A 25,253-nucleotide genomic window follows, 5' to 3' on the forward strand; every position below is an offset into this window, starting at 1 on the left:
CCTGGCCACGCTCTTCGGTGTGTCATGCCTGTGCGCCCAAGGGGCGGCGATGCCACCCGAGCCCGCCGGCATCGCCTCCGTCGCCCATGACCGCGCGGACGACCAGGTGCGCGAGCACGCGTGCCCGTCTCGTGCACACGACCAGTGCGGCTCGGAGTCCGCCGTCGACACGCCGACGACCGGTCCCGGACCGCACCCGCAACCGCTGGTCCTGCCGGCCCGGCCGGACACGCGGCCGGCCGTCGCCTCCCCGGCGACCACCCCGTACACCGCGGGCCCCCGGGCCCCGGATCTTCACCTCCTGCAGGTGCTGCGGATCTAGACCGGATGCTCCCCCCCGATCACACGGCATCCGTCGACTCACCCTGCACACAGAGGACTTCACCATGGCTTCCGCCAATTCCAGGAATGCGGGCAAGAACAAGGGCAAGAACACCAGCGGGTTCAAGGCCGAGGCTCGCCGCGCCCGAATAGCAGAACAGCGGCGCGCCGAGCGGGCCCGCGAGCGTCGCAACCGGATCATGACCATCGCCGCGTCCACCGCGATCCTCGCCGGTCTGGTGGGCGGCGGCTGGTACCTGATCGACGCCGCCAACGACAAGGAACAGGCCAAGGCCGCTCCGGTCGCCGGCGAGAAGACGTGGTCGAAGCTGAGCCGCAACCATGTCGACAAGAAGGTCGACTACCCCATGACCCCGCCTGCGGGCGGCAACCACTCCCCCGTCTGGCAGAACTGCAACGGCAACGTCTACACACGGCCGATCCAGAACGAGAACGCGGTGCACTCCATGGAGCACGGCGCGGTGTGGGTCACCTACAACGACAAAGCCGCAGATGCAGACGTCAAGGCACTCGCCGCGAAGGTCGCCAAGACGCCATACACGCTGATGAGCCCGGATCTTGGCCAGGTCTCCCCCATCACCCTGACCGCCTGGGGCCACCAGCTCAACGTGACGAAGCAGTCCGACCCACGCGTGGCCCAATTCCTCGACAAGTACGTCCAGGGCGCGCAGACCCCCGAACCCGGTGCCGCCTGCACCGGCGGTAAGTCCGCGTGATCGGCCCTCAGGGCCGTACGGCGCTGCCCACGATGTGCAGCGTCTTCGGGACGTAAGGGGAGAAAGAGAATCCGAACCGGTTGATGGCGGTGATGGTGAATCCTGCGGCGCGGATGGCGGCCTCGGTGTCCCGGTTGGGATGGCAGCCGCCTCCGGCCCGGCTCCACAGCGGGGTGATCGCGTCCTCCAGCCAGCCCATCCAGCGGTGGGGCGAGCGAACGTGCTCGTAGAAGCGCAGTTCGCCTCCCGGCTTGAGGACGCGGCTCATCTCCGCGAGTGCGCCGGGCACGTCGTCGACCGAGCACAGCACCAGCGAGGCGACCACCGCATCGAACACCGCATCCCCGCCAGGTAGTTCAGCAGCCTCACCGGATACGACCCTGACCGGCACCGACGACGTGGCGGCAGCCCTCTCGGCGGCGGCCCGCAAGGTGTCGTCTGGTTCGAGCGCGACCACCTCGCTCACGGTGTCGGGGTAGTGCGGGAAGTTGCGGCCCTGCCCCGCGCCCACCTCCAGCACGCGCCCGGCCAGCCCGGCGAGCAGCCTCTGACGGTGAGCGGTACCGCCACGCCGGTCGGACTGGTCAGCGATCTTCAGATACTGGCGGGCGAAGCGCGGGTGTTGCAGTTCCTTGCGGCCGGTGGTGGTCATGTGCCCTCCTTCACGGCAGCTCGGCAGTCGGTTTCATGGTGCCGCTCCGGCACGCCGGCGGCGCCCCCGCTGTCCCATGCGGTGCCGCGACGGCCCCGCGTTGCGGGGGATTGACGGGGACCGTCGCGGCTGTCGAGGGGAATGCTCAGCGCGCCTCGCGGTCAAGAGCGGGCCCGTCGCACCGCATCTCGACCTGACGGCGCAGGCGGCGCACCTCCTTGCGCAGGGCGCTGATCTCCAGGCTGGCAGCCTTCGGCTCACCGGTGACCGGGGCGTGGCAGCCCCGGCCGGCGCGTATGGGGCGGATGCAGAAGACGTAGGTCAGCCCGAAGACCGCCCCGGTGGCCAGCAGCGGCAGGACGAAAGCGGTCACGGAGTGCGCTCCGGGGTCCGCGACGGCACCGAGCGCCCCTCCAGCTCGGCCCGCAGACCGGCTATCTCCTTGCGCAGGGAGGCAACCTCCGGGTCCGGCGTGACCTGGTTCGCGGAGCCTGCTGCATCCGGCGACGGCTCGACCGTCTTGCTGCGGTTCGGCCGCATCATCAGCCACATCATGACGCCCATGCCGACCGGGCAGGCGAGGGCGGGAAGGAGGTAGAGCAGGTCTCGCATGGCAGGACTCCTCGGATACGAGGCGAGGTGACGGAGGATGTGACGGCTCTGGACCACGGGTCAGGAGGCGTGCCCCGCCGATCACCTATGCAACTTAGGACCTAAGCTACATAGGAGATAGAGTCCTGTCGACCCGCCCCGTCACTGCCCTCCCTCGGGAGGCCGTACGCCGAGGAAGGCGCCGCCTTGTCCATCGCCGACACCGTCAGCTCCGGCTCCCTGCTGCTGGCCGCCCCGATCGCGCTGACTGCAGGAGCCATCACCGTCGCCTCCCCGTGCTGCCTGCCGCTGGTGCCCGGCTACCTCTCGTACGCCACGGGCATGACCGGCGCCGACGTCCAGGCGAGCCAGGCCGACGGGCGGATACGGCGCCACGCCCTGGTCGGCACCGCACTGTTCGTGTCCGGCTTCGCGGCCCTGTTCACCGCGTACGGGGCGCTCTTCGGCTCGCTCGGCAACGTGCTGCTGGCCCACCAGGAGACCATCACGCGGGTCCTGGGCCTGCTGACGATCGTGCTCGGGCTGATGTTCATGGGTGTCCTGAACCGGGTGCCACTGCTGTCCCGCACTTTCAAGCCGCAGTTCACCCCGCCCGCCGGCCTGGCCAGCGCCCCTCTCTTGGGTGTGATGTTCGGCCTGGGCTGGACCCCCTGTATCGGTCCCACCCTGGGCGCCGTGGTCTCGCTGTCCATGGGCACCGGCTCGGCTGCCAGGGGCGCCCTCCTGTCCTTCCTGTGCGCGATGGGCATCGGTATCCCCTTCCTGCTGCTGACCCTCGCGCTCGGCAGGTCGCTGCGGGTGCTGTCCTTCACCCGCCGACAGGCCCGCACGGTGACGGTCATCGGCGGCGGCCTGCTGGTTCTGGTCGGCGTGCTCCAGGTCTCAGGCGCCTGGAACTGGATGATCGGCGAACTCCGCTACTGGGTCGGCGCGTACCAGCTCCCCCTGTAACCCCCACCACCTGCCTACCGAGAGAAGCCCGTATGAAGACCCGCATCCGCCCGATCGCCGCTCTCACCGCGGTGCTCCTCGCGGCCGTCCTGACCGCCTGCTCCGCCGACTCCGGCACCGGCAAGACGGGTGATGACCTCGCTGTCAGCCACGTCCGCGGCCTGGGCGTCGACCCGGCCGACGGACGCCTGTACGTCGCCACTCACCAGGGCGTCATCGCCGTATCCGCGAACGGCTCATCCGAGCGAGTTGGCGACACGGCCGACTACATGGGCTTCACCGTCATCGGCCCGAAGACCTTCCTCGGCAGCGGCCACCCTGCCGAAGGCAGCAGCGATCACGCCAACCGCGGCCTGATCCAGTCCACGGACTCCGGCAAGACCTGGAAGACTCTGTCCCTCGGTGGCACCACCGACTTCCACGCACTGAGGTACGCGCACGGCACCGTCTACGGGTACGACAGCACGAACGGCGTGCTGCGTGTCAGCACCAACCGCACCACCTGGGACAGCCGCGCCGAACTGGCCGCCCTGGACATCGCCGTCAGCCCGAATGACCCGGGCCTGCTGCTTGCCACCACCGAGTCGGGCGTGGCCAAGAGCACAGACGGCGGGCGGAAGTTCGGCAAGGGCTCCGGCCAGGTCCTGGCCTTCCTCTCCTGGCCCACCGCCGACGCCCTGTACGGCATCGACCTCGCGGGCGGTCTGCATCGCAGCACCGACAACGGCACCACCTGGAAGAAGACCGGCACTGTCCCCGGCGGACAACCCCAGGCGTTGACCGCCCTCGATGCGAACCGCATCCTGGCCGCCACCCAGGACGGCGTGTACGAATCCCGCGACGGCGGAAAGACCTTCACCGAACGACTGCCGATATCCGCAGGGCAGGGACACTGAACCATCCCCATCAGCAGGCTCAGTTCAGCGAGGAGACCACCGCGAAGCCCTGGCCCGGCGCGGGTTGCCAGGCCAACTCCCGCCTGTACAAGCGGCGCAGGACCTCCGGCGGCCGGTGATAGCAGAAGACGGACGCCTCGGTGCCCACGACCGCGGGAGTGTCGACGAACAGGGGCAGTTCCGCAAGGAAGTACCGCACGGCGCACTCGACCTGTCGCTCGTCCGGCACAGCGCCGGCCGGGAGCTTCCCGGCCAGTACCCACTCGCTCGCGTCCTGGCAGGCATCACGGAACTCCGCCTCCTGCTCGTACAGCCGGCGCCCTTCCGCATGCAGGCGCGCGAAGGCAGGGCTGCCCTCCAGCTCGGCCCAGCCCCACACCCGCCCTGCGGCGTGGTCGACTCCGAGGGCGTCGAGTGCGGTACGGATCTTGTTCCGCGTGTACTGCCCCTGCCGCCGCGCCTTCCACGCCGCCTTCTCCGCCGGATAGCCGAGAGCCTCGAAGGTGTACGCACTCGGCGCGTCCGGCACGAAGAAGTCCACCCGCGCGAAACGCTCGTACGCCCAAGCAGCCAGCGCACGAATCCGCCCGACCGAGAAATAGCTGTTGAAGGGACTGATCCCCAGACACGCGTGCTCAGCTCGCACCAGCACATCGGCACACGCACTGCTCAACGGGCTCGCCACGATCTGCTCGCCGATCCGCTCACTCATGATCCGGACGTTAGAACCCTGCCCCTGGGACAAGGTCAAACCAGCACGCCTCGCGAAGGAAGCACCCGCATGCTCACCATCGGCCGCGTCGCCCAGCAGACTGGACTCACCCCCAAGGCCCTGCGCCTGTACGAAGCCCACGGACTGATTGCCCCTCCCGCCCGCACCGCCGCCGGTTACCGCACATACCGACCGGAGGATCTGCGCGTCCTCCGCTTCATCCGCCGGGCCCAGGCACTCGGGCTGACACTCAAGGAGATCAAGACCATCCTCGATGTGCAACGCGACGGCGGATCACCCTGCGCCCTGGTCGCCCAATCACTCGACAAACACCTCGCGGAGGCACAGCGCCGAATCGCCGAACTCCAGGAGCTCAGTGGCGTACTGCGCACGGCCCGTACGCTGGCCGACAGCTCCGCTCGCGCTGTGTCCGGCACGGGCGAGGCGATCTGCCCCGCCATCGAGGCGGTCAGCCGCGACCTTGGCCTGCCTTGTTGAGACGTCGCCGAGCCGAGAAGCAGCTTCCGGAGAGAAGACCGTCAGGGCTGCTTGGTCATCAGCAGTGTTGTGCTCACCCGGTCGCCGTCGGTGAAGGGATTGTCCGTGACGTCGAGGCCGAAGAGTGCGTAGAGGTGCCGCAGGGCCTCATAGGCATCTCGTTCGTGTCCCCCAGGGCATGCCAACTAGGGTTCCACTCATCGCTGGTCGCCGCCTGCGGAGCGCCGCGGAGCGGGAAAGTGGGGTCGTCCCCGGCCGCGAGGGTGCCGGCCGGCGGGCGCGCGAAGTCGGAAGCAACGATCCGGTGTCTCCACGAACCGTCAACCAGTGGCAGAACGTGTCCGCTGTCGCGGCCAGGGCCGCCGTGACCGCTCCGTCGGACTCGACGCTCAGCCCTTGCCGCGGCGGATTCATGAGGAGCAGGCCACCTTCGTGGGCTTCGGGCTGGTGGTAGACGGAAGGCGAAGTGAAAGCGCGAGCGTCGCGCAGTGTGTCCTGGTTACGCAGGAGATCACGCAGGCCGCCGGTGGCGTACATGCCTGCGAGGAGTCCCTTGGGGTGGTCAGGGGCGCTCTGGAGGAACAGGACCGGTACGTCGTCCATGTCCAGGCGGGATGGCAGGGCGGCCCGCGTCTTCGCCCGGCCCGCGGGCGGTGCCGGTGCCGGGGCGGTGGCGCCGGGTTCCCTTCGCACGCGCAGGCCGTCGTTCAGAAGCCGGTAAGCCTCGTCCGGCGAGAGATAGGCCGTGGTGTCGCCGTTGCGGATGGGGGCGGTCCAGCTGCCTTTGACAAATCTTCCGTCCTCGGTCAGCCCCCGGGTGACGAGCGCCCACCGGTCGGACTCGGGAAGCGCCGCCACCTCGATCACGAGGTAGTGCCCGGATGCGTCAGCATCGTCAGCAGGGTGGTCGAACCACAGGTAGTTCACCTTGAGCAACAGGCGCACGTATTCCTTGATGACGTCCTTGTACGACGTGATGTTGACCAACGACTTGGCGAAGGGCGTCAGCTTCTCCGCGACCTCGTAGAGCTCGGTGGGCCGCTGCTTCGCCTTCAGGCGTTGGGTCCGATGCTCTTGAAGTCGACCCACTCACTCTCCGGCGTGCCAAGGATCTCCTGGGGCTGCTGCCTGGTGAGCTGGGAGATGAGGTGGGCAGGGCTGTCGGCGGCCATGCGTCCAGAGTCTACGAGCGCGAGCCCGCGAGTTGGGGGGCGAGAGTGTCCCCCAGCCACCCGGGTGCCGAGGCCGACGGACGAAGCCGGCCCCGGTACCGGATGCAGCGGGAGCGATCAGCTCTGGTACGCGACCAGTGCCATCATGCCGACCTCTCCGTGGTACGCGTTGTGGCAGTGCAGCATCCACTGGCCAGGGTTGTCGGCGTCGAAGATGACGGACAGCTTCTTCTTCGGCAGCACGATGGAGGTGTCCTTGCGCGGGCCGCTGTCCCCGAGCTGGTAGGTGTGGCCGTGCAGGTGCATCGGGTGCCACATCTCCGTGGTGTTGACGAAGTCCAGGCGGACCCGCTGCCCTTCCTCGATCGTGAGGGGACTCGCTGCCGGGTCGTGCATGTCGAACGCCTTGCCGTTGATGGCCCAGTTGTACTTGTCCATGCCGCCGGTCAGCTCGACACGGTGCACGCGGTCCACCTTCTTGGGCGACAGGCGGACGTCGGCAGCGGCGCGAAGTTCGGACGCCGTCAGGATCCTGCCGTTCAGTTCCTTCGGGCGGACGGTCGACTTCGGCGCGCTGCCGGATGCCGTACGCACCAGGGCCATGCCGGTGGCGTTCTTGCCCTCGGCCAGGGCGACGAGCGGGAAGACGCCATCGCCCAGGGTGACCAGAACGTCGTACCGCTCCCCCATGCCGATCAGCAGGGCATCGACCTGCTGGTGCTCGACGGGGAACCCGTCGGTGTGGGTGATGGTCAGCTTGTGGCCGGCGAGCGCCACCCGGTACGCCGTGTCACCGCCCGCGTTGATGATGCGAAGCCGGATGCGCTTGCCGGGCTTGCCCTCGTAGACGTCGGGGGCGGCCGCGACACGGCCGTTGACGAGGTGGTAGGGATACTTCACGTCGCCGGCGTCGCCTCCGAGCAGTTCGCTCTCGGCGCCCATCAGCATGAACCGCATCGACATCCCGCCGGACGAGGTCGAGGCCGAAGGGGAGGAGGAGTCCTCCCCCATGTCCATCCCGCCCATGTCACCCATGTCGTGGCCCTCATGGCCGCTGGTACTGGAGTGGCCGCCCATGTCCATGCCGCCCATGCCCTGCCGCAGCTCGGTGAGGACCTCGTCGGGGGTGCCGGTGACACCGTCGACCCAGTCGTCCAGGACGACGACCCACTCGTCGTCGTACGACAGCGGCTCCTTGGGATCCTCGACGATCAGCGGCGCGTACAGGGCCCGGTCGAGCTGGACACCGACGTGGGGGTGGAAGAAGTACGTGCCGGGCGCGTCGGCGACGAAGCGGTAGGTGAAGTTGGTGCCCGCCCGTACTGCCTGCTGGGTGACCGGGGGAACGCCGTCCATGTCGTTGCGCATGGCGATGCCGTGCCAGTGGACGGACGTCGACGTCTTGTTCGGCAGCTGATTGGAGAGTTCGGCGGCCAGGGTGTCGCCGGCGGACAGGCGGATCTCCTTGCCCGGTGCCTGGCCACTGAAGGCCCAGCTCCTGGCCATGACTCCCCCGCCGAGGTCGAGCATGGCGGGCGCGGCGGTCAGGGTCACCTGCTGCGTCCTGCCGGTACCCTTCCGCTTCTTCTCGGCTGCGGCGACAGTCGAGCCGGACGGGTTGACCAGGGCGGGTGTCGTGCTGGAGCCGCTGCTGCAGGCGGCGAGCGCGCCGGCGCCCGCTACGCCGAGCCCGGCGAGCAGGACGGAGCGACGGTTGATGCTGTTCATGGGTTGTCCTCGATCTCAGTGTGCGCATACGTGAGCTGGCGTGCGGGGACGGCTCCTCGACATGACAAAGGCATGCCGGAGCCGTTGGACACGGCCTAAATGCGCAGCTGGGAGAGGACAGACAGGTCCGGCGGCGCCCGGTCCGCCGCCCCGGCGATCTTGGGTGCTGCTGTGACCGCGCCGTACGAGGCGAGACCGGAGGATTCCCGGGACTGTGTCGGTGGCACGAGCTTCACGATCTCGAAGCTCGCGGTCGCACAGTGCTGCATGGCCATACCGGAACACGCTTGCCCGTGAGCACCGCTCATCGGAGGTGCGGTGACGATCGGCTCTGCGGTCTGCTCGGGGCCACTTTCGTGTGCGTGCCCGGGCATCGGCTCAGGTGCGGATCGGCTGTCCGCCATCGCCATGCCGGGTGGCATCACGTGGGTGGCAGAAGAAGGTGTTGAGCTGGTCGCCGCAACTGCCGTCTCGTGGTGAATCAGTACGGCGAGGGCAGCGAGCAGAGCGATGACGGCAGCACCCGCCCAGCGGACGGCGCCGCGCGATGCGCGGGTCCGCAGGACCCAGACTGCCCGTGCTGTCATCGCTTCCCTCTGAGTTCCGGTGGAACGACTGCCTCAATATACCCGGGCGGGGTAACCGTCGCCCGCGGAGCGGCCGCACCACTACGACACAGGCGTCGGCTGGGTACCGCCCCGCTGCTGGGCTTGCTCCCGCTGTCGATGCCACCCGTACCGGGTCAGGCCCCGCGGCTTGTACACCGACAGAGCCACGGCGACGAGGAGTACCAGCAGGGCGGCGCCGGCATCAGCCAAGAGCTGGATCCGCATCCCCTTGAGGTCCCCGCCGGACAGGCTTGAGGCGGCCGCAGCGTCTGCCACGTGACCGGCCACCTCCATGTGCACCAGCAGCAGGACCGTGGCAACGACGGAGATCAGGAACTTGAAGAGAACCCAGTAGTGCCGGACCAGGCCCCAGGTGGTTCCCAGCGCCTGAATGAGCCCGGTGAGCAGCGAGGCGAGACTGAAGGGCACCAGGACGAACCAGCCGATGACCTCCATGGCGACATAGGCGCCACGGACGACCTGGGCATCACTGCTGGTCAGCCCCGCAATGGCCAGGGCTAGAAAACCGGCGACCGCACCGAGCCAGCCGACCGAGAACGCGACATGGGCGGTCAGCGCGACCTTGCGCAGGGGCGGCGGCATCGCCATCAGTGGCCACGCATCCCGCCGCCGACGGCGTGCATCAGGATGAACGCCAGAACCAGGGTGGCGACGGCGACAATCCCGAACACCTTCGCCCAGCGCGGTGCGCCGGGGGGCGCCTCGCGGTCGGCTCGCTCACCCATGGACCCGTCGGAAGGGCGGGAGTCAGCCATCGTCGCCTCCTCTGACTGTGCAGTGGTGCAGGTTTTACGCCGCCATACTTTTCGAGACAGACTGTCTATGTCAAGACGGAGTGACGGCTACCCGTCGCGGCGTATAGTGAGGTGGTGCCGAAGCTGTGGAGCGAGACGATCGAGGAGCACCGCCGTACGGTGCGCGAGGCGATCCTGGACACCGCGTGGGAGCTGGTGACCGAGCACGGAGCGCTGTCGGTGACGATGTCCCAGATCGCCGAGAAGGCCGGCATCGGCCGAGCGACCCTGTACAAGTACTTCCCGGACGTCGAGGCGATCCTGGTCGCTCACCATGAACGACACGTCACGAGCCATCTGGAACACCTCACCGAGCTCCGTAACGGGACGGGCGACGCCGTCCAGCGGCTGGAAGCAGTGCTCGAACGCTACGCGTACATCTGCTATCACCGCGGACGCCACGGCTCCGAGGAACTCGCGGCTCTTCTGCATCGCCCCGAACACGTCGCTCACGCCGAGCAACAACTCGTCGACCTCTTCAGGGAGCTGCTGGCGGAGGCCGCTGCGGCTGGCGCGCTCCGGGACGACGTGGCCCCCGAGGAACTGGCGAGTTACTGCCTCCATGCCCTGTCAGCTGCGGGCAACCTGCCGTCGGAACCCGCAGTTCGCCGACTCGTCACGGTCACGCTGGCCGGACTGCGGTCGCCGCACTGACCCCTGCCCCAATGCCGTACCGCACCGGTTGTGCGGAGTCCATCGCCGCGGCCCTCCCCCTCCATTGAGCGTTCTTCGACGCGACTCCGTACTAAGAGCGTCCGTAGACAACAGCCTGGGGACGACGGAAGACCACGCGGAGGGCAGCGATGGGGAGTCCGGCTCTGAACTGGACGCTGGCGGCGGTCGCCGCCCTCGTGAGTGTCGTGAGCGCTGCCCGACTGGCTGCGGCGGAGAGCAATGAGACCAGGTTCGCTGCCGCAGGCGACCTCATCATGGCCGGCGGGATGACCGCGATGTTCCTGCCCGCAACCGCGGCCAGCTTCGGGGATCACAGCCTGTGGTGGGTAACTGCGTTCGCCGCCGTCGGTCTGGCCGGCGTCGCCTTGTCCGTGCACAACACCCAGCGGAACGGCTGGCGGCACGGTCGCCATTGGGCACACCACATCATCGGCAGCGCCGCCATGGTGATCATGACGCTCGCCATGCCCGGTACCGATTCTCAACCGGTCCTGGCCCTGGGCGGACACTCGATGTCCGGCACGGGTCACGGACATGGGCACGGCTCCGCCGAATCGGGCGACGCCATGGAGATGGCGGGGATGTCCGGAATGGAGGGCATGGGCCATGCCTCGGGGATGACCGGTCACGGAGTGACGACCGGCGCCGCCCATAGCGCCGCGACTACGGGCTCCGCTTCCGTGTGGCGAGTCGTTCTGGTCGCGCTCGCCGCGTACTTCCTGCTTTCCATCGTCGCGTCCGTGTGGGCGCGGCTGAGCGGCACCGACCGGAGGGCGGCTGGGGGCCGCGGCGCAGACAGGGGCCGCTGGTCACGCAGGCTGCTCGCCCTGCCCGACGCAATCGTCGTGTTCGTCGCCTCCCTGGCCATCTCCGTCTGGGACAAGGCCCGCCTGGGAGGCGACAGGCGCCGGTCAGACACTGCAGCCGGCAACGGGCGCCGTCGTCGTCCGCCGGGTACGTCACCGGGCGCAGCCCTGACGGCCCACATCGGCATGGGCGGCACGATGTGCACCATGCTCGTCATGATGGCCGCCTGATCGTCCGCTCCCACCCGGTACCAGGGCACGATGAAGACGTGCACATCGAACTGCTCTACTTCGACGGCTGCCCGAACTGGCACGTTGCTCACCAGCGCCTCGACGAAGCCCTCACGTCCACCGGAGAGCACGACATCGACGTCACCCTCCGCACCGTCAAGACGGACGAGGAGGCCCAAGCCCTCCGGTTCCCCGGATCACCCACGATCCGGATCGACGGCCATGACCCGTTTCCCGCCGCAGCCCAGACCTATGGCCTGACCTGCCGCGTGTACTCGACCCCCGATGGTCTCGCGGGCAGCCCGACCGTTGACCAGCTCGTCCAGGCCCTCGCCGCAGCCACATAGGATCATCGGCCGCCGCATTCCGGAGACGCGGAGCCTCCAGGCACGCAGGGATCAAGCGGACGCCGAGTCGGGCGCCGGTTCAGGAGCCGTGGGGCGGGCGGGATACCGCTCGTCGAGGCGGCGAAGCTTCCACAGCGCGACGGCCCCAATCCAGGTCACCAGGAACGTGATCACGATGCCGATACCGATGGCGTTGAGGTCGACGGCCGCGAACCATGACCAAGGCCGCTGACCGTCCGCGCCCAGCTGCTCCGCCAGCAGGGAGATCAGCTCCACCGTGCCGACGACGAAGGCCACGAAGATCGACAGACCGGTCATGGTGAGGTTGTAGTAGATCTTGCGGACCGGGTTGGTGAACGACCACTCGTACGCCTTCGCCATGAAGACGCCGTCGGTGGTGTCCATCAGGCTCATGCCGGCCGCGAAGATCAGCGGCAGCGCGATGATGGCGAGCGGCGGCAGTGTGCCGTCCGCGGCCGAGCCGGCGGCCAGGCCCAGCGCACCGACCTGGGTGGCGGTGTCGAAGCCGAGCCCGAAGAGCAGACCCACGAAATAGAGCTGCCAGGAGTGCTCGATGAACTTGTTGTAGCGGCCCTTGAAGACCCGGTTCATCAGGCCGCGAGCGGCAAGTAGCTGCTCCAGTTCCTCCGGTTCGTGCCGGCCCGCCTTCGCCTCGCGCCAGGTCCGGACGATGCCGCGCAGGACGGCGAAGTTCAGCGCGGCGATCGCGTACAGGAAGATGCCGGAGACCAGCGTGCCGATCACTCCGCCGATGTCGGCGAAGCCCGCCTGGAAGCGGTTGGCGGCCTGCGCGGCGAAGGCGATGCCGAGGGAGAGCCCGAACACGATCGTCGAGTGCCCCAGCGAGAAGGCGAGGCCGAGGCCCAGCGGGCGCTTGCCCTTTTGCAGCAGATAGCGGGTGGTGTCGTCGATGGCCGAGATGTGATCGGCGTCGAACGCATGCCGCATGCCGAGGGTGTACGCCAGCCCGGCCGCTCCCGCGTACAGCAGCTTGCCGTGGCTGTCGGTGAGGCCGTTGTAGCGCGCGTTGTAGTAGGCGAAGAGTCCGAAGCCCGCGATGTGCAGGGCCGCGACGAAGCCGTACATCGCGGCCAAGCGGCGTATCTCGCTCCGATCGAACCTGCGGGTGCGCCGGGCGGACGCGATGGTGGAGCTCATAGGCGGCTTTCCCTGGGAACGATCTCGCGCACCCTCTTGATGCGCTGCTCAGCTACATACAAAGAGTACGCAAGTAGCCCCCTCGTCTGACTACCGGGGCACCATCGGGCCGCCAATCAGTGGCCGCCGGTGGATGCGACGGTGAGGCGCTTCGTGAACGTTCTGCCGCCGTCCTTGGACTCGTAGACCCCCGTCTGGGTGGCAGCCAGGACATGCTCGGCGTCAACCGCGGTGAGGGCCTGCGGCTGGCCGCCGGGGACGCTGGAGAGCTTCTGCCATGTGGCACCGCCGTCCGTGCTGCGGTTCAAGCCGCCGGAGGTGTCGATGCCGTACAGGGCGTCCTTCGCCGCCCAGGAGAGGAAGGCCATCACCGGCTCCTGTCCCTTCGCGAAGGTCTTGCCGGCGTTCGTGCTGCGGGCGACTCCCTCGGCGGTGGTGGCGAGGACGAGGCTGGGGTCCTGCGGGCTGACCGCGATGTCCAGGGCATCCAACCGGGCCCCGTCCTTCCAGGCGGTGCCGTCCTTGGTGGTGCGCAGCAGGCCGTTGGTGGCGTCGTATCCGTAGATCGTGCCGTGGGCGTAGTCCAGAGCGTGGAAGTCGGACTCCCCGGACAACGACAGGGACTTCCAGGTCTTCCCGGCATCGGTGCTCTTGATGAGCCCCTTGTTCCCACCTGAGGTCGGGTGGCCGCTGGCATAGAACGTGTTGCCGTCTGCCACGGTGAAGCCCATGAAGTCGTCCTTGCTGTCACCCACCAGCTCGGGCTCTCCCTTGGCACCGGTGGTGTAGACGCCTTCGTGCGTGGCGACGTAGAGGCGCTGATCGGCGGGGTCCAGGCCGAGACCATGGATGTGGCTCACGGTTGTCCCGGAAGCGGCGGACGAGCCGGTGGAGTCCGCCCTGTCCCCGTTGTCGGAGCAGGCGGCCAGGGTGAGGGCGAGGCCCAGGGCAGTTGCCGCCACGGCGGCAGGGCGCTTGTTCATGATTCCTCGGGAACATAGGGGGACCTGCGCGGCGACCGCCTGTTCTGGTCATGCCGGCATGGGGAGATGACCGCCCCGGCTCCTCGGACGCACGCCTCGGAGCCGGGGACGGTCAGTGTGATGCGGATCAGATCCGGTCGAGGATCTTCTCGAACTGCTCGACCTCGGCGGACTGGTTCTTCACCACGTCGGCGGCGAGCTTCTTGGCCGTCGCGTTGCGACCGTTGTTCTGCTCGTCCTTCGCCATGGCGATCGCGCCCTTGTGGTGCTCGATCATCATTTCCGCGAACATCCGGTCGAACTCGGTGCCCTTGGCGGCTTCGAGCTTCTTCATGTCCTCGTCGGACATCATTCCGGACATACCGGAGTGATCCATGCCACTGGATCCGTGGTCCATGCCGGGCATGCTCTCGTCGGCGGACTCCGGCTTGCCCCAAGCCTTCAGCCAGGACTTCATAGTCTGGATCTCGGGGTCCTGGGCCTTCTCGATGTCCGCGGCCAGGGTCTTGATCTCCGCGTCGGATGCCCGGCCCTCCGCGAGCTTGGCCATGTCCACGGCCTGCTCGTGGTGCGGGATCATCATCTGCGCGAAGCTGACGTCCGCGTCGTTGAACGCGCCCGGTGCCGGGTTGTCGCCGGCATTCTGGGTGGCCGTGGCGGACGCGGAGCTGCCGCTGCCGTGGTCCATGCCCCCCATGTCGTTCCCGCCGCAGGCGGCGAGCAGCAGTCCACCCGCCGCGACGACGCCCACCACCGCGAGACGGCGGCGGAGACGGCGGTTCGGGGCGTGTTTGTAGGCAGTCATGTGCGATGTACCTCGCTTGATCAGTTCTGTCAGTGAGTCCTGGGATAGGCACGGCGTCGCGGGCATGACGGAGCCCGCGCTGTGGTCCGGCCTATATCCGCAGCACCGACAGCTGAGCGAGGAGAGGTCTGGGGGGCGGCGGGCTGGGGCGGAGGACGGCCATCACTCGGGCGAGCAGCTCCGTCAGCTGTTCTTTCCGGCGAGCCGCCGCGCACAGGAACAACCAGAGCAGCCATCCCGTGAGCACGGCCACGCACACGGACAGCACATCCATGCTGATCATGGGCTCGTCCACCGATGGAGCGGCCGATGCCACGGTCACATGGTCCGTGATCTCTGCAGGCTCGGCGGATGTCCTGGTGTCGGCTGCTCCCACGCTCATGCCGCCTTGGTGCGTGCCGACCACGGCATGCATCAAGGCGTCTGTCCCCCGGCCGGAGGTGTGCTCCGGATGGCCCATCGTGTGCATGGCAAGCACGCCGAACGCAAGCACGACGATCAGCAGGAGGTGCCCGAAGGCCCCGCCCACACGCAATCGCCTGCTCACGATCGACATGCCGACATGGTACTGAGCCGGTTCACAGAACGGCGGCCGGCCGACTGAGGTTCGGCACACACGCCTACCGGGCTGCGAGAGACAGGAGGTGTGCCTCTGGAGTCGTCATGCCCATCGGCCTTCCTTGCCCGGGACGCGCTCGCCATGAGCCAGTGCTTCCATCCTCCGCTCGTACTCCGCAGCGTCGACGCGGCCGTGCATCCGCAGGCCGACAAGCCACTGCTCCGCGGCATCCAGCGCGGCCTTCCGCCCCCGCAGCCGCGCCAACGGCGGACACCGCGGCTCCCGGGGCGTCACCAGCCGAGCCGCGTCGTAGAGCACAGCCAAGAGGAGAAGCACGACGATCAGAATCGCCACCACCGCAGCCATGTCGCATCACCGGCCAGGAGGGACAACGTTCGAGTACCCGTGCCCAGAAGCGATGACGCGGACCGGTGAGTCACCGCACGAGCGGACCGTCGAGCACGTCGAGGACCGTGCCGCCGAGCAGCCCGAGTGCGACGGACCCGGCGGCTGCTCCGTAGGCGACCACGGCGGCTGATCTTGACGCCTCGCCCGGCTCACGCGTGGCTCGGCGTGCCAGGAACGCCGGGGCGATCCAGCGCAGGTAGTAGAAGAGGGAGGCCACCGTGTTGACGGCCGCCACAACCGCGAGCCACGCGTAGCCGCCGTCGAAGGCCGCGCTGAAGGCTTCCAGCTTGCCGAGGAAGACGGCGGTCGGGGGCGTGCCGACCAGGCCCAGCAGGCAGACGACGAGAGAGGCCAGCAGGGCCGGGTGCGTCCGTGCCAGCCCCCGGTAGTCGTCGATGGTGTGGGCTTCGGGGAGGGCGCAGACGACGGCGAAGGCCCCGAGATTGGTCAGTGCGTATCCGGCCAGGTAGTACAGCAGCGCCTGCTGGTCGAGGTCGCTGCGTCCGGCGACGGCCACCGGGAGCAGGAGGTAGCCGACCTGGCTGATGGTGGAGTAGGCAAGCAGCCGTTTGACGTCCTGCTGGAAGAAGGCCGCAAGGTTTCCCAACGTCATCGAGGCGACCGAGAGCACGGCCACCAGGTCGGCCCAGGGCAGGTCGGCGTCCGCGAGCGGGACGGCGGCGAGCCGGTAGAAGGCCGCCAGGGCGCCCATCTTGGGGATGGTGGTGAGGAAGGCGGCCACGGGAGGCGAGCTGCCCTGGATCGCGTCGGGAACCCAGAAGTGGCCGGGCACTCCTCCGGCCTTGAACAGGACGCCGGCGAGGAGGGCGAGCGTGCCGACCGCCACCAGTCCGGGCGGTGCCCCGGCGAGCTCGGTGCGCAGCATGGGGTACGCGGTCGTGCGGCCGGCGGCGAGCAGGACCGTGATGCCGGTGAGCATCAGGACGCCGAGGAGCGCGCCGACGACGTAGAACTTCAGTGCCGCCTCGGTGCCGGGGCCGTCCTTGCGGAATCCGGCGAGCGCGTAGGCGGGCACGCTGGCCAGCAGGTAGCCGGCGGCGAGGAGCAGGAGGTCCTGGGCGCCGGCCAGCATCAGGGCTCCCGCGGAGGCGAGCTGGAGCAGGACGTAGAACTCGGTCTCGCGCGGGTCGGCGTACCGGCGGGGCATGGCGAGGGCGAGGACGAGCAGGGTGGCGCCGAGGATGACGATCCTGCTGGTGGCCGTGACCGGGTCGATGGCGAAGGACTCGCCGAAGGCCGTCTTGGCGGGGTCGGCCGCGGTGATCGCTGCGGCGGCGATTCCTCCGGTGCAGGCCGCTCCCGCCATGGCGCCGATCAGCCACTGGCGGCGACGCGGCAGCCACGCTCCAAGCAGCAGACCGAGCACGGCGGAGGCGGCGAGCAGGACCTCGGGCAGGAGGTCGAGGGGGTTCTCGTTCATCCCGGTCATCTCGTTCATCGCGCGAGCAGCTCCAGCACGGTGCGCGAGGCGGGTTCGATGACGTCGAGGACGAACCGGGGAGCGAGGCCGAGGACGACGCCCAGGGCCAGGAGCGGGACGATCGCGAGTCCTTCGTGGAGGCGGATGTCGGGGAACGGCCAGTCGGTGCCCGGCGCGGCGACGGGCAGCCGCAGCGGACCGAGGAACACCTGCTGCAGAGCGCGCAGGAACAGGCCCGCGGTGAGCAGGATCCCGAGCACGGCCAGTCCGGTGGCCACCGGCTCCGGGCCCAGACTCCCGGTGAGGATCTGGAACTCGGCGATGAAGCCGGAGAAGCCGGGCAGCCCGAGGGAGGCGAAGGCGGCGACGCCGGTCAGCGCGGCGAAGACCGGCGCCCGCCCGGCGACGCCGGAGTACGCGGACATCTCGTAGGTGCGCCCCCGCTCGTACAGCACACCGGACAGCAGGAACAGCGCCCCGGTCAGCAGCCCGTGGCTCACCATCTGGAAGACGGCCCCGGTGACGGCGAGTCGGCGGGCCTCTTCCTGGCCGGTGCCGACAGCCCCGGCCGCGCCGACCGCCAGGATGATGTAGCCCATGTGGTTGACGGAGGTGTAGGCGACCATCCGTTTGAAGTTGGTCTGGGCGAGCGCGACCAGCGCGCCGTACAGCACCGAGACCACTCCGACAATGACGAAGACGAGGGCGTAGTCCCGCCAGGCGTCGGGCAGGACGGGCATGGCGATGCGCAGGAAGCCGTAGGTACCCATCTTCAGCAGCACGCCGGCGAGGATCGCCGATCCTGCGGCCGGGGCGTCGGTGTGGGCGGGCGGCAGCCACGTGTGGAAGGGCACGGTCGGAGTCTTGACCGCCAGGCCGATGCCGATGGCGAGGAGGACGAGAGCACCGTACGCCGCACGCCCCGCCAGCGGGTCCGCGCGCGTCAGCTCGACGATGTCGAAGGTGTGCGGGTCGGCCGCAAGGTACAGGCCGATGAAGCCGAGGAGCAGGGCGAGTGAGCCGATGAAGGTGTAGAGGAAGAACTTCAGCGCGGCGCGGGCGGCGCCCCCGTGTCCCCATCCCGCGATGATGAAGTACATCGCCACGATGGACAGGTCGAAGAAGACGAAGAAAAGGATCAAATCGAGGGCGGCGAACAGGCCGAGGCACGTGGTCTGCAGGAAGAGGAACAGAGCCGCGAACTCCCGGACCCGCCGGGACTGGCGCCAGGCGTACAGCGCGCAGGCGAGGAACAGCACGCAGGTCACGGCGACCAGCGGAAGCGACAGGCCGTCGACTCCGACGTGGTAACTGATGCCGGCGCTGGGGATCCACCGGGCCCGGGTCTCGTACTGAATGCCGCCGTCGGCCCGGTATCCCGCCCAGACGATCACTGTCAGGAGCAGTTCGGCGGCGGTGGTCGCCACCCAGGCCGACAAGAAGAGGACACGGGGTGCGCTGCGCGGCACACACAGCAGTAGGGCCGCCACGGCGGTTGGAAGCAGGACGATGGCCGTGAGCACGGCGGTCACCTCACGAGGACGAGGACGACGGCGAGGACGGTGAAGGCGGCGACCGCCTGCGCGAGGTACTGGTGCAGCTGCCCGGTCTGCGGTCTGCGCGCCCAGCGTCCGAGCGCCCGCGCACCGCCCGCCACGCCCTCCACCGCGCCGTCGACCAGCTGTTCCGCTCGGGCATCGGCCCACCGCGCCAGTCGGACCGAGCTGCGGGCCGTGCCCTCGACAGCCCGGTCCAGCACCCGGTCGTCGAAGGCGGCGAGGGCGCCGGCGAGGCGCATGACCGGGTCTACGAGGAGGGAGCGCGCGGCGCTCTCCAGGCGCAACCAGTCGGACGCCCAGGCAGTGATCCGACCCGGAAGAGCGAGGAGTTGGGGTCCGCGCATCCAGACGAAAGCGGAGACGGCTATGGCGAGCGAACCGGACAAAATCAGTTCCCAGGCATGGGGTTCCGTTTGTCCTCCGCCGCCGAGCACCCGCTCGACCGCGTCCCGTACGGGTGGGAATGACATGACAGTCAGGGCGGCGCAGGCGACGGCCAGGGTCACCAACGGCAGCCGCGTCGCGTACGCCAGCGGCTCCTCACGCTCCTCCGGTACGGGAGCGGGTTGCCAGACGAACCAGAGGGCCTTGGCGCTGTAGACCGCGGAGACCACCGCGCCGGCCAGCCCGACGAGATACAACGCCGTGTTGTCCTCCAAGGCGCCGGCGAGAAGGACGTCCTTGGCCGCCCACAGCGCCAAGGGCGGGACCCCAGCCAGAGCCAGGGCTGCGACGCTGAAGGTGATCCCGGCCGTACGGTGCCTCCGGGCCGCACCGCGCAAGGCGGGCAGCGACTTGGTGCCCAGGGTGGTCAGCCAGGCCCCCGCGACCAGAAAGGCCAGGCTCTTCGCGGCGGCATGGGCCATGAGCTGCAGAGTTCCGCCAGTCACCGCACCGGCCCCGGCGGCGAGCACCATAAAACCGATCTGTGCGCAGGTCGAAGCAGCGAGCAGCTGCTTGAGGTCGGTCTGCGCCACGGCGACCAGGCCGAGCACCACCGCCGTCACCGCACCCGTCCACGCCACGACGGGCCCGCCCCAGCCGGACTGCGCGAGCAGCGGCTCCAGTCGCAGCAGCAGATACGCCCCCGCCACCACCATGGTCGCCGAATGCAGCAAAGCGGAGACCGAACTCGGGCCCTGCATGGCCCGGGACAGCCAGAAGCTAAACGGCAGCTGGGCCGACTTGCCGAACGCGGCCACGATGACGCCGGCGGTGATGACCGCCGACCACGCGCCGGTCGCGTCCGCGAGCTCGTCGAGGGCAAGGGAGCCGACCTGCCCGCTCGCCAGTGCGGCCCCGGCGGCGAGGTAGAGGCCGAGGTCGGCGGCCCGGGTGGTGAGGAAGGCCGTGTTGGCGGCATCACCGCGCTCGGGGTCCCGCCACCAGTAGCCGATCAATGCCCACGAGGTGGCGCCCATCGCCTCCCATGCCATCATCAGGACCGGCAACGTGGTCGCGGTGACCATCGTCAGCATCGCGCCGCCGAACAGCAGCATCAGCCCGAAGAAGCGGGCACGTGCCTCGCCCGGTCCGGTGTCCGCCACGCTGAAGAGGAGGACGGCCGCGGTAACCGCCGTAACGGTCACGACCATGAGGCCGGAGAGCCCGTCGACCGCGAGCCCGGCGGGAAGCCCTTCGAGCAGCGGCGCCTCGACCCTAGGGTGCTCGAACGCCACCGCGACGGCGAGGCCGAGAGCGGCGACGGCTGTCCCGACCGCGACCGTGGGGGCGTACCGGTCCGCCGGGCGCCCGACGACCGCGAGCAGCGTCCCCATGGTCAGCGGCAGCGCGACGAGTGCCCACAGCAGGGCGCTCACTCCTTCAGCTCCGCCGCCATGTCGGTCATGTCGACCTCGCGGGATCGGAACAGTGCGGTCACGACGGCGAATCCGATGGCCATCTCCACCGCCATGACCGTGACCGCCAGGACGACCAGTACCTGTCCGTCGGCCGTCTCCGGGGCGATGTACTGCCAGACGGCCGCCGCGCCGACGATGATGCCGCCCAGCATCAGTTCCAGCCCCATCATCAGCATCACGATCGACTGCTGAGTGAGCGTGCCGAACAGGCCGATGCTGAACAGGGCCGCTGCGAGCAGCAGAAAGAGCTCCAGGCTCATCGGCCCATCCCTCCCCGCACCGGGTCGTCAGCCCTACGCGCCTTGAGGTCGTCGCCGAAGCGGTCGTAGCGACCCCTCCGCGTGGCCAGGACCACGGTCGCGACGATGGTGGCGAAGAGGGCGAGGCCCAAGGTCATCATGGTGAGCATCTGAGGACCCATCAGCGACAGGCCCAGGTCCATGGTCGGATCGGCCGACGGCCTGCCGCGCCGGGACGGCCACGGGGCGAGCAGGATCCCGGCGGCGAGTACGGCGAAGACCGCCGCGCAGATCACGGCCGCGCCCTTCTTGTTGTGGACCATGGTCATGGGCATGAGCCCGGCCGGGTTCATCATGTACATCACCATGAACACGGCCATGATGGCCATCTCGATGGTCATCATCAGCACGATCACGACCCCGAGGTAGTCCAGCCCGAGGAGCAGCACCTCGCCGCCCACGCACAGCAGCGAGGTCAGCAGCGCGTAGGTGGCCCGGGCCATGGAGTCGAACCGGAACACCATGACCCCACTGGCCACAGCCAGCAGGGCCAGCACCCAGAAGATCACGTCATCGAGCACGGCCACCCTCTCCTCATCGGTTCAGGACGACTACGGCCACGACCAGGGCCTGAAGCAGGGTCAGCGGCACGAGCACCATCCACGCCAGCTCCATGTACCGCTCCATCCGCAGCGTGGGCAGCAGCCGACGCCCGGCCACCAGCAGCGCCAGCACGACTGCCGTCTTGAGCAGCGTCCACGCCCAGCCAGGCAGCAGTGGGCCCTGCCCGCCGCCGAGGAACAGCGGCACGCTGAAGCCGGCGGTCACCACGAGCAGCATCCACCGGCCGCCCAGCAACACCAGCCGGTCCACGCCGGTCAGTTCGACGGCGGCGCCCCCAGCCGCATCCCGTGCGAGCGGGTACTCGAAGGGCCCCCAGAACGCCATCGCGAGCGCACTCAGCAGATAGACCACGAACGCGACCGGCATCCACACCACGAACCACAGACCGTCCTGGGCCGCGACCACGTCCCCGACCCGCAGGGACTCGGCCCCCAGCGCGGCCGTGGTGATCGCGAACATGTGCGGCAGTTCGTACGCCAGGCCCTGCGCCAGGAATCGGTATCCGCCGATCAACGACAGCGCCGAGTTCGGCCCCCAGCCCGCCAGCCACACCGCCGCCCAGGCCAGCGCCTCCATCGCGTTGAACCACACGACGCCGACGGACGGATCGCTCACGGAACGGAAGCCCCACGGCAGTACGGCACCCGCGAGCACCGCGGCCACCGGGACCAGCACCACGCCCAGCCTTTCGAGCAGCCTGTCGGCGGCTGTCGTACGGCGCGGCTGCTGGACGAGCAGCCGTAGGGCTTCGCGTAACGGAGCCATCGCGCGACGCCCGGCCTCCCCGACGCTCCCGGCGTGACCCCGCTCGGCCACCCCGGACACCACCGCGTCGAGCCCGGCCGTGATCACGGCGGCCACCGCCAGGGCGACGGGAAGGATGACGGTCGCCCACAGTGGCGCGGCATCAGGCATGGGCCGCTCCTGACACGGGCGTGAGCGCGAGTTCGTCGATGTCGGGGTCCAGGCTGGCCACGATGATCCGCGCGCAGGCGAACTCCGCGCCGGTCAGCAACTCCGGAAGGATGTCGAGGAGCGCCCGCGACGGCGGCTGCTCTCCGTCCAGGCGTCCGCGCGGGCCGGTGAGCTCGCCCGGCGTCAACGGTCGTTCGTCGTCGAGCACTTCCAGGGCGCGCTCGATCTCGTCAACCCACATTCGCAGTCGGTCGTAGGAGTCCCCGTTCGCGGCGAGGGCCGGCCCGGTCACTCCGGACTCGCCCGCTCTGGAGGACGGCAACTCCCCCAGCCCGGCGATCGACCACCGCAGGACGCGCGACCGTTCCACCCCGCGCAGTACACCGCCCAGTTCGCGGCTGATCCCCAGGCGTGACGCCCCCGACAGCACCTCGTCCCGCAAGCGACGGCATCGCGCGGCGACGTCGTGCCAGCCCACGACGGCAAGAAGTCGCCCCACACTGTCCAGATGGGCGGCGCAGCGCTGGCGTGCCGCGCTGCCGCTGCTGACCTCCTCGCCCTGCGCGGCCCGCAGCCACGGCTCGTCCCAGAAGGGCATCCGATGTCCGGGCGGCGCCGGGAGATGGTCCACCTCCACGCCCTGCACGACGTCCCCTTGCAGGGTGAGGCGGAGGATGAGCCCCGTCGGCCAGTCGGGCAGACCGGGCCCGATCGGCACATGCAGCTGATCCAGCCTCAGCTCGTCCCGGTCGTCGCCCCGTTCCGCCATCGCCAGCCCCGCGACCTCTCCCATGGCGTGCATGTCGTGGCCCATGTGATCCATATGGCCGGCATGGCCTTCCTGATCCATGTGGTCCATGTGCCCGTCATGGTCGTCAGGGTCATGGCGCTCATGGCCCTCCTGTCCAAGGTGAGTCGCATGACCGTCGTGGCCTTGGTCCGCGGACTGGTGGCGACGGCCGTGGTCGTCGGGCGCTTGGGACGGCGAGCTGCCGTGGTGTGCGCGGTGGTCGTGATCGTCGCCGTGCGCATGAGCGCCAGAGCCGCCCGCTGTGGGGTCCCACTGACGGTCTGCCTCATGCTCGCGCGGAGTCGCAGCCCTGCCGGTCAGCTCCCTCCGCGCCCGGTCGAGCGCGTGCGCGACGTGGCCGGTCTCCTCCACCATGATCCGCACGGCCGGCTCGGGCATCGACCGCTTGATGCCGTCGAGCCACTCTCGGTCCTCCGGCTCGGGGGCACCGCAGACAACCAGCAGGTCGGCCGCCGCCGGTGCGCTCGCGGTGGGCCACTCCCGCCCACGCACTTCCGCCTCCACCGCCAGCCGGAGCTGCGTGGCGCCCGGCAACGCGACCGTCAGCACCGCCGGGCGCTGCATCGCCGTACGGCGCAGAAAGCCCCTCAGGTCCATCGCAGGGCCCCCTCACGCCAGGCGTACGCCACGGCCGCGAACAGAATGCCCAGGAAGAGGAACATCTCCACGACGGCCGTGGCGCCCACCTTTGAGACGACCTTCACCCACGGGTACATGAACAGCATCTCCATGTCGAAGGCCAGAAAGGTCATGGTGACCGCGTACCACCGCACATGGAATCTGGACACGGCATGCTCGCCCGGCTTGAGGCCCCCGGCGAACGGGCCCGCTTCCAGGGGAGTCCGCGCTGCCGCCAGCCACAGGCCCAGTCCGTAAAGGCCAGCCAGACCGGCCCCGACCACACCGAGAAGGACCAGCATCGGCTTCCATGCGTCCATCGCGCCCGGCCTCCGTTCTGCCCACCCGCCTGCCCAGGGTCACAGCCCACTCCTCGTACCCGAGGGCGTGGATTCGATGACGCAGCGCCTGCTCCATCGCGAAAAACCATGGTGCGCCGTCAGCCCCTTCGGACCCAGCAGGCGCGGCCTGAGGCACAGAGCCAACCCTCAGCGAACATTACCCCCAGGGGGTATGCTGGGCTACCTCTCTTGGGAAGGAGCAAGCACATGGCTCAGAAGGTGTACGACGTCAAGGGCATGACCTGCGCGCACTGCGTGCAGGCCGTCAGCTCCGAAATCAGCGGTCTCCCCGGCGTGAAGGACGTCCAGGTGGATCTGCCTTCGGGCAAGGTCACGGTGATCAGCGAGGAGCCGCTGGACACGGCCGCCGTCGCGGCCGCGGTCGACGAGGCCGGCTACGAGCTCGTGGGCGGCGAGGGACAGTGAACCGGCGGGTGGAACTGCTGCGCCGGGCTGCCGGTCACCCTGTCGTCAGGCTGACTGCGGCGGCGCTGCTCCAAGCCGCGGCCTCCCGGCTGACGGATCCCGCCGCGGCACCGGCGCGGAAGTCCTGCGCGTGCGGCCCCACTCGCTCCCCACAGGGCTGAGCCGCGTCGCACTTTGCGGACCGTCCTCCACCGTGAGACACACGCCGCTTGCCGCCCGGTCATCCACGACCGGTACGCTGATGCGCCGCGATGGGTTGCAGGGGCGTCATGTCGACGCCACGGCGAGATGACGGAGCGAATGAGCTACAGGGCCGGGACAGGGCGAGGCGCGGTGGGGCGTCTGATGCTCCTGCTGCTCCTCGCCCTCGGCCTGATGCATCTCCTCGCCCACACGGGTGACGCCGGCAGGAGCCGCGCACCCGAGACCGCCGCTCATGCCCACGCCGTTCAGCATGAGCCGACACCAGCGGGTGAGGCAGCCAAGGCTGTCGCAACGGCATCCGACCAGCACGATCATCATGGCACCGAGGGTGCGACGGAGTTCGGTGTGTGTGCCGCCGTCATCGGCTGCTGCGCTCTCCTGGCGGCCGGCAGTTGGCGACTTCGCGGGCGCCGCGCCGCCTTGCTCCTCCTGCTCAGGAGGCACAAGCGGCCAGCGTGGCCCGGCCTGTGCCGACCATCGGGTCCGACTCGTTTGCAGGGCGTAGATATCGCGCAGCT

The 25,253-nt window shown here is 69.3% G+C and carries 32 protein-coding genes; 9 read left to right on the forward strand and 23 right to left on the reverse strand.

Annotated features, from left to right (window positions below; translation table 11 throughout):
- Positions 1 to 49 precede the first annotated feature (49 nt).
- Together P1P75_RS05470 and P1P75_RS05475 are read left to right on the forward strand one after the other, a co-directional pair.
- Positions 50 to 322, forward strand: a complete 273-nt coding sequence (locus tag P1P75_RS05470; RefSeq protein WP_285511791.1) for a hypothetical protein — start codon at positions 50 to 52, stop codon at positions 320 to 322.
- A gap of 64 nt (positions 323 to 386) precedes the next feature.
- Positions 387 to 1,058 carry a DUF3105 domain-containing protein gene (locus P1P75_RS05475; protein ID WP_319252268.1) on the forward strand — a complete coding sequence of 224 codons (672 nt, stop codon included), beginning with the start codon at positions 387 to 389 and terminating at the stop codon, positions 1,056 to 1,058.
- 7 nt (positions 1,059 to 1,065) lie between these two features.
- Here P1P75_RS05475 and P1P75_RS05480 read toward each other — a convergent pair whose 3' ends face one another.
- The 3 genes from P1P75_RS05480 to P1P75_RS05490 form a co-directional block, all read right to left on the reverse strand.
- A complete protein-coding gene (locus tag P1P75_RS05480) occupies positions 1,066 to 1,710 on the reverse strand; it encodes a class I SAM-dependent methyltransferase (protein ID WP_319252269.1) in 645 nt (214 codons plus the stop codon).
- A gap of 145 nt (positions 1,711 to 1,855) precedes the next feature.
- Positions 1,856 to 2,083, reverse strand: coding sequence for a hypothetical protein (locus P1P75_RS05485; protein WP_285511788.1), 228 nt, complete (start codon positions 2,081 to 2,083; stop codon positions 1,856 to 1,858).
- Entirely contained in the window at positions 2,080 to 2,322 is a 243-nt protein-coding gene (locus tag P1P75_RS05490) for a hypothetical protein (RefSeq protein WP_319252270.1), read from the reverse strand. Before P1P75_RS05490 ends, P1P75_RS05485 begins: the two co-directional genes overlap by 4 nt.
- Before the next feature lie 186 nt (positions 2,323 to 2,508).
- Between P1P75_RS05490 and P1P75_RS05495 the strand changes: the two genes are divergently transcribed.
- Both P1P75_RS05495 and P1P75_RS05500 read left to right on the forward strand, forming a co-directional pair.
- On the forward strand, positions 2,509 to 3,273 hold the full coding sequence (locus tag P1P75_RS05495) for a cytochrome c biogenesis CcdA family protein (RefSeq protein ID WP_319252271.1): 765 nt from the start codon (positions 2,509 to 2,511) through the stop codon (positions 3,271 to 3,273).
- 32 nt (positions 3,274 to 3,305) lie between these two features.
- Entirely contained in the window at positions 3,306 to 4,169 is an 864-nt protein-coding gene (locus tag P1P75_RS05500) for a F510_1955 family glycosylhydrolase (protein ID WP_319252272.1), read from the forward strand.
- A 19-nt stretch (positions 4,170 to 4,188) separates the two neighbouring features.
- Here the strand turns inward: P1P75_RS05500 and P1P75_RS05505 are convergent, their stop codons facing one another.
- Complete coding sequence (locus P1P75_RS05505) at positions 4,189 to 4,881, reverse strand: tRNA-dependent cyclodipeptide synthase (RefSeq protein WP_285511784.1); 693 nt, start codon at positions 4,879 to 4,881, stop codon at positions 4,189 to 4,191.
- A 69-nt stretch (positions 4,882 to 4,950) separates the two neighbouring features.
- Between P1P75_RS05505 and P1P75_RS05510 the strand changes: the two genes are divergently transcribed.
- A complete protein-coding gene (locus tag P1P75_RS05510; protein WP_319252273.1) occupies positions 4,951 to 5,379 on the forward strand; it encodes a heavy metal-responsive transcriptional regulator in 429 nt (142 codons plus the stop codon).
- 147 nt (positions 5,380 to 5,526) lie between these two features.
- On the opposite strand, the gene P1P75_RS05515 is transcribed toward P1P75_RS05510, so the two are convergent.
- The 5 genes from P1P75_RS05515 to P1P75_RS05535 all read right to left on the reverse strand — a co-directional run bounded on the left by P1P75_RS05515 (position 5,527) and on the right by P1P75_RS05535 (position 9,663).
- A complete protein-coding gene (locus tag P1P75_RS05515) occupies positions 5,527 to 6,468 on the reverse strand; it encodes a hypothetical protein (protein WP_319252274.1) in 942 nt (313 codons plus the stop codon).
- A gap of 200 nt (positions 6,469 to 6,668) precedes the next feature.
- Complete coding sequence (locus P1P75_RS05520) at positions 6,669 to 8,279, reverse strand: multicopper oxidase family protein (protein WP_319252275.1); 1,611 nt, start codon at positions 8,277 to 8,279, stop codon at positions 6,669 to 6,671.
- A gap of 95 nt (positions 8,280 to 8,374) precedes the next feature.
- Entirely contained in the window at positions 8,375 to 8,548 is a 174-nt protein-coding gene (locus tag P1P75_RS05525; RefSeq protein ID WP_319252276.1) for a hypothetical protein, read from the reverse strand.
- 399 nt (positions 8,549 to 8,947) lie between these two features.
- Positions 8,948 to 9,496, reverse strand: a complete 549-nt coding sequence (locus P1P75_RS05530; RefSeq protein WP_319252277.1) for a hypothetical protein — start codon at positions 9,494 to 9,496, stop codon at positions 8,948 to 8,950.
- Positions 9,496 to 9,663 (reverse strand): hypothetical protein, encoded by a 168-nt coding sequence (locus tag P1P75_RS05535; protein ID WP_319252278.1) that lies wholly within the window; start codon positions 9,661 to 9,663, stop codon positions 9,496 to 9,498. Before P1P75_RS05535 ends, P1P75_RS05530 begins: the two co-directional genes overlap by 1 nt.
- A 114-nt stretch (positions 9,664 to 9,777) precedes the next feature.
- Here P1P75_RS05535 and P1P75_RS05540 point away from each other — a divergent pair, with 114 nt between their 5' ends.
- The 3 genes from P1P75_RS05540 (at position 9,778) to P1P75_RS05550 (ending at position 11,761) form a co-directional block, all read left to right on the forward strand.
- Positions 9,778 to 10,356, forward strand: coding sequence for a TetR/AcrR family transcriptional regulator (locus tag P1P75_RS05540; RefSeq protein WP_285511777.1), 579 nt, complete (start codon positions 9,778 to 9,780; stop codon positions 10,354 to 10,356).
- A gap of 206 nt (positions 10,357 to 10,562) precedes the next feature.
- Complete coding sequence (locus P1P75_RS05545; protein WP_319252311.1) at positions 10,563 to 11,414, forward strand: DUF5134 domain-containing protein; 852 nt, start codon at positions 10,563 to 10,565, stop codon at positions 11,412 to 11,414.
- Between the two features lie 38 nt (positions 11,415 to 11,452).
- Entirely contained in the window at positions 11,453 to 11,761 is a 309-nt protein-coding gene (locus P1P75_RS05550) for a thioredoxin family protein (protein ID WP_319252279.1), read from the forward strand.
- Between the two features lie 51 nt (positions 11,762 to 11,812).
- On the opposite strand, the gene P1P75_RS05555 is transcribed toward P1P75_RS05550, so the two are convergent.
- The 13 genes from P1P75_RS05555 to P1P75_RS05615 form a co-directional block, all read right to left on the reverse strand.
- Positions 11,813 to 12,940, reverse strand: a complete 1,128-nt coding sequence (locus P1P75_RS05555; RefSeq protein ID WP_319252280.1) for a HoxN/HupN/NixA family nickel/cobalt transporter — start codon at positions 12,938 to 12,940, stop codon at positions 11,813 to 11,815.
- Between the two features lie 116 nt (positions 12,941 to 13,056).
- The gene (locus P1P75_RS05560; protein WP_319252281.1) at positions 13,057 to 13,923 is read right to left on the reverse strand and encodes a F510_1955 family glycosylhydrolase; all 867 of its coding nucleotides are present in this window, start codon (positions 13,921 to 13,923) and stop codon (positions 13,057 to 13,059) included.
- Positions 13,924 to 14,050: 127 nt separating this feature from the next.
- Entirely contained in the window at positions 14,051 to 14,728 is a 678-nt protein-coding gene (locus tag P1P75_RS05565; protein ID WP_319252282.1) for a DUF305 domain-containing protein, read from the reverse strand.
- Positions 14,729 to 14,819: 91 nt separating this feature from the next.
- A complete protein-coding gene (locus P1P75_RS05570) occupies positions 14,820 to 15,284 on the reverse strand; it encodes a hypothetical protein (RefSeq protein WP_319252283.1) in 465 nt (154 codons plus the stop codon).
- Between the two features lie 105 nt (positions 15,285 to 15,389).
- Positions 15,390 to 15,653: a hypothetical protein gene (locus tag P1P75_RS05575; protein WP_319252284.1), complete on the reverse strand. Its 264-nt coding sequence runs from the start codon at positions 15,651 to 15,653 to the stop codon at positions 15,390 to 15,392.
- 70 nt (positions 15,654 to 15,723) lie between these two features.
- Entirely contained in the window at positions 15,724 to 17,145 is a 1,422-nt protein-coding gene (locus P1P75_RS05580) for an NADH-quinone oxidoreductase subunit N (RefSeq protein ID WP_319252312.1), read from the reverse strand.
- Positions 17,146 to 17,150: 5 nt separating this feature from the next.
- Complete coding sequence (locus tag P1P75_RS05585; protein WP_319252285.1) at positions 17,151 to 18,659, reverse strand: NADH-quinone oxidoreductase subunit M; 1,509 nt, start codon at positions 18,657 to 18,659, stop codon at positions 17,151 to 17,153.
- A gap of 5 nt (positions 18,660 to 18,664) precedes the next feature.
- Positions 18,665 to 20,515: a proton-conducting transporter membrane subunit gene (locus P1P75_RS05590; RefSeq protein WP_319252286.1), complete on the reverse strand. Its 1,851-nt coding sequence runs from the start codon at positions 20,513 to 20,515 to the stop codon at positions 18,665 to 18,667.
- Positions 20,512 to 20,817 carry an NADH-quinone oxidoreductase subunit NuoK gene (gene nuoK, locus P1P75_RS05595; protein ID WP_319252287.1) on the reverse strand — a complete coding sequence of 102 codons (306 nt, stop codon included), beginning with the start codon at positions 20,815 to 20,817 and terminating at the stop codon, positions 20,512 to 20,514. The genes P1P75_RS05590 and nuoK overlap by 4 nt, the downstream gene beginning before the upstream one ends.
- Positions 20,814 to 21,377, reverse strand: coding sequence for an NADH-quinone oxidoreductase subunit J (locus P1P75_RS05600; RefSeq protein ID WP_319252288.1), 564 nt, complete (start codon positions 21,375 to 21,377; stop codon positions 20,814 to 20,816). The genes nuoK and P1P75_RS05600 overlap by 4 nt, the downstream gene beginning before the upstream one ends.
- A gap of 13 nt (positions 21,378 to 21,390) precedes the next feature.
- The gene (locus P1P75_RS05605) at positions 21,391 to 22,335 is read right to left on the reverse strand and encodes an NADH-quinone oxidoreductase subunit H (protein ID WP_319252289.1); all 945 of its coding nucleotides are present in this window, start codon (positions 22,333 to 22,335) and stop codon (positions 21,391 to 21,393) included.
- Positions 22,328 to 23,743, reverse strand: coding sequence for a hypothetical protein (locus P1P75_RS05610; RefSeq protein ID WP_319252290.1), 1,416 nt, complete (start codon positions 23,741 to 23,743; stop codon positions 22,328 to 22,330). The genes P1P75_RS05605 and P1P75_RS05610 overlap by 8 nt, the downstream gene beginning before the upstream one ends.
- Complete coding sequence (locus tag P1P75_RS05615) at positions 23,734 to 24,084, reverse strand: NADH-quinone oxidoreductase subunit A (RefSeq protein WP_319252291.1); 351 nt, start codon at positions 24,082 to 24,084, stop codon at positions 23,734 to 23,736. The genes P1P75_RS05610 and P1P75_RS05615 overlap by 10 nt, the downstream gene beginning before the upstream one ends.
- 228 nt (positions 24,085 to 24,312) lie before the next feature.
- Between P1P75_RS05615 and P1P75_RS05620 the strand changes: the two genes are divergently transcribed.
- Positions 24,313 to 24,531 carry a heavy-metal-associated domain-containing protein gene (locus tag P1P75_RS05620; protein ID WP_285511762.1) on the forward strand — a complete coding sequence of 73 codons (219 nt, stop codon included), beginning with the start codon at positions 24,313 to 24,315 and terminating at the stop codon, positions 24,529 to 24,531.
- 267 nt (positions 24,532 to 24,798) lie between these two features.
- Here P1P75_RS05620 and P1P75_RS05625 read toward each other — a convergent pair whose 3' ends face one another.
- Entirely contained in the window at positions 24,799 to 25,053 is a 255-nt protein-coding gene (locus tag P1P75_RS05625) for a hypothetical protein (protein WP_319252292.1), read from the reverse strand.
- Positions 25,054 to 25,253: the final 200 nt, after the last annotated feature.

The sequence above is a fragment of the Streptomyces sp. ID05-39B genome (genome assembly GCF_033794725.1).
Taxonomy (GTDB): domain Bacteria; phylum Actinomycetota; class Actinomycetes; order Streptomycetales; family Streptomycetaceae; genus Streptomyces; species Streptomyces bobili.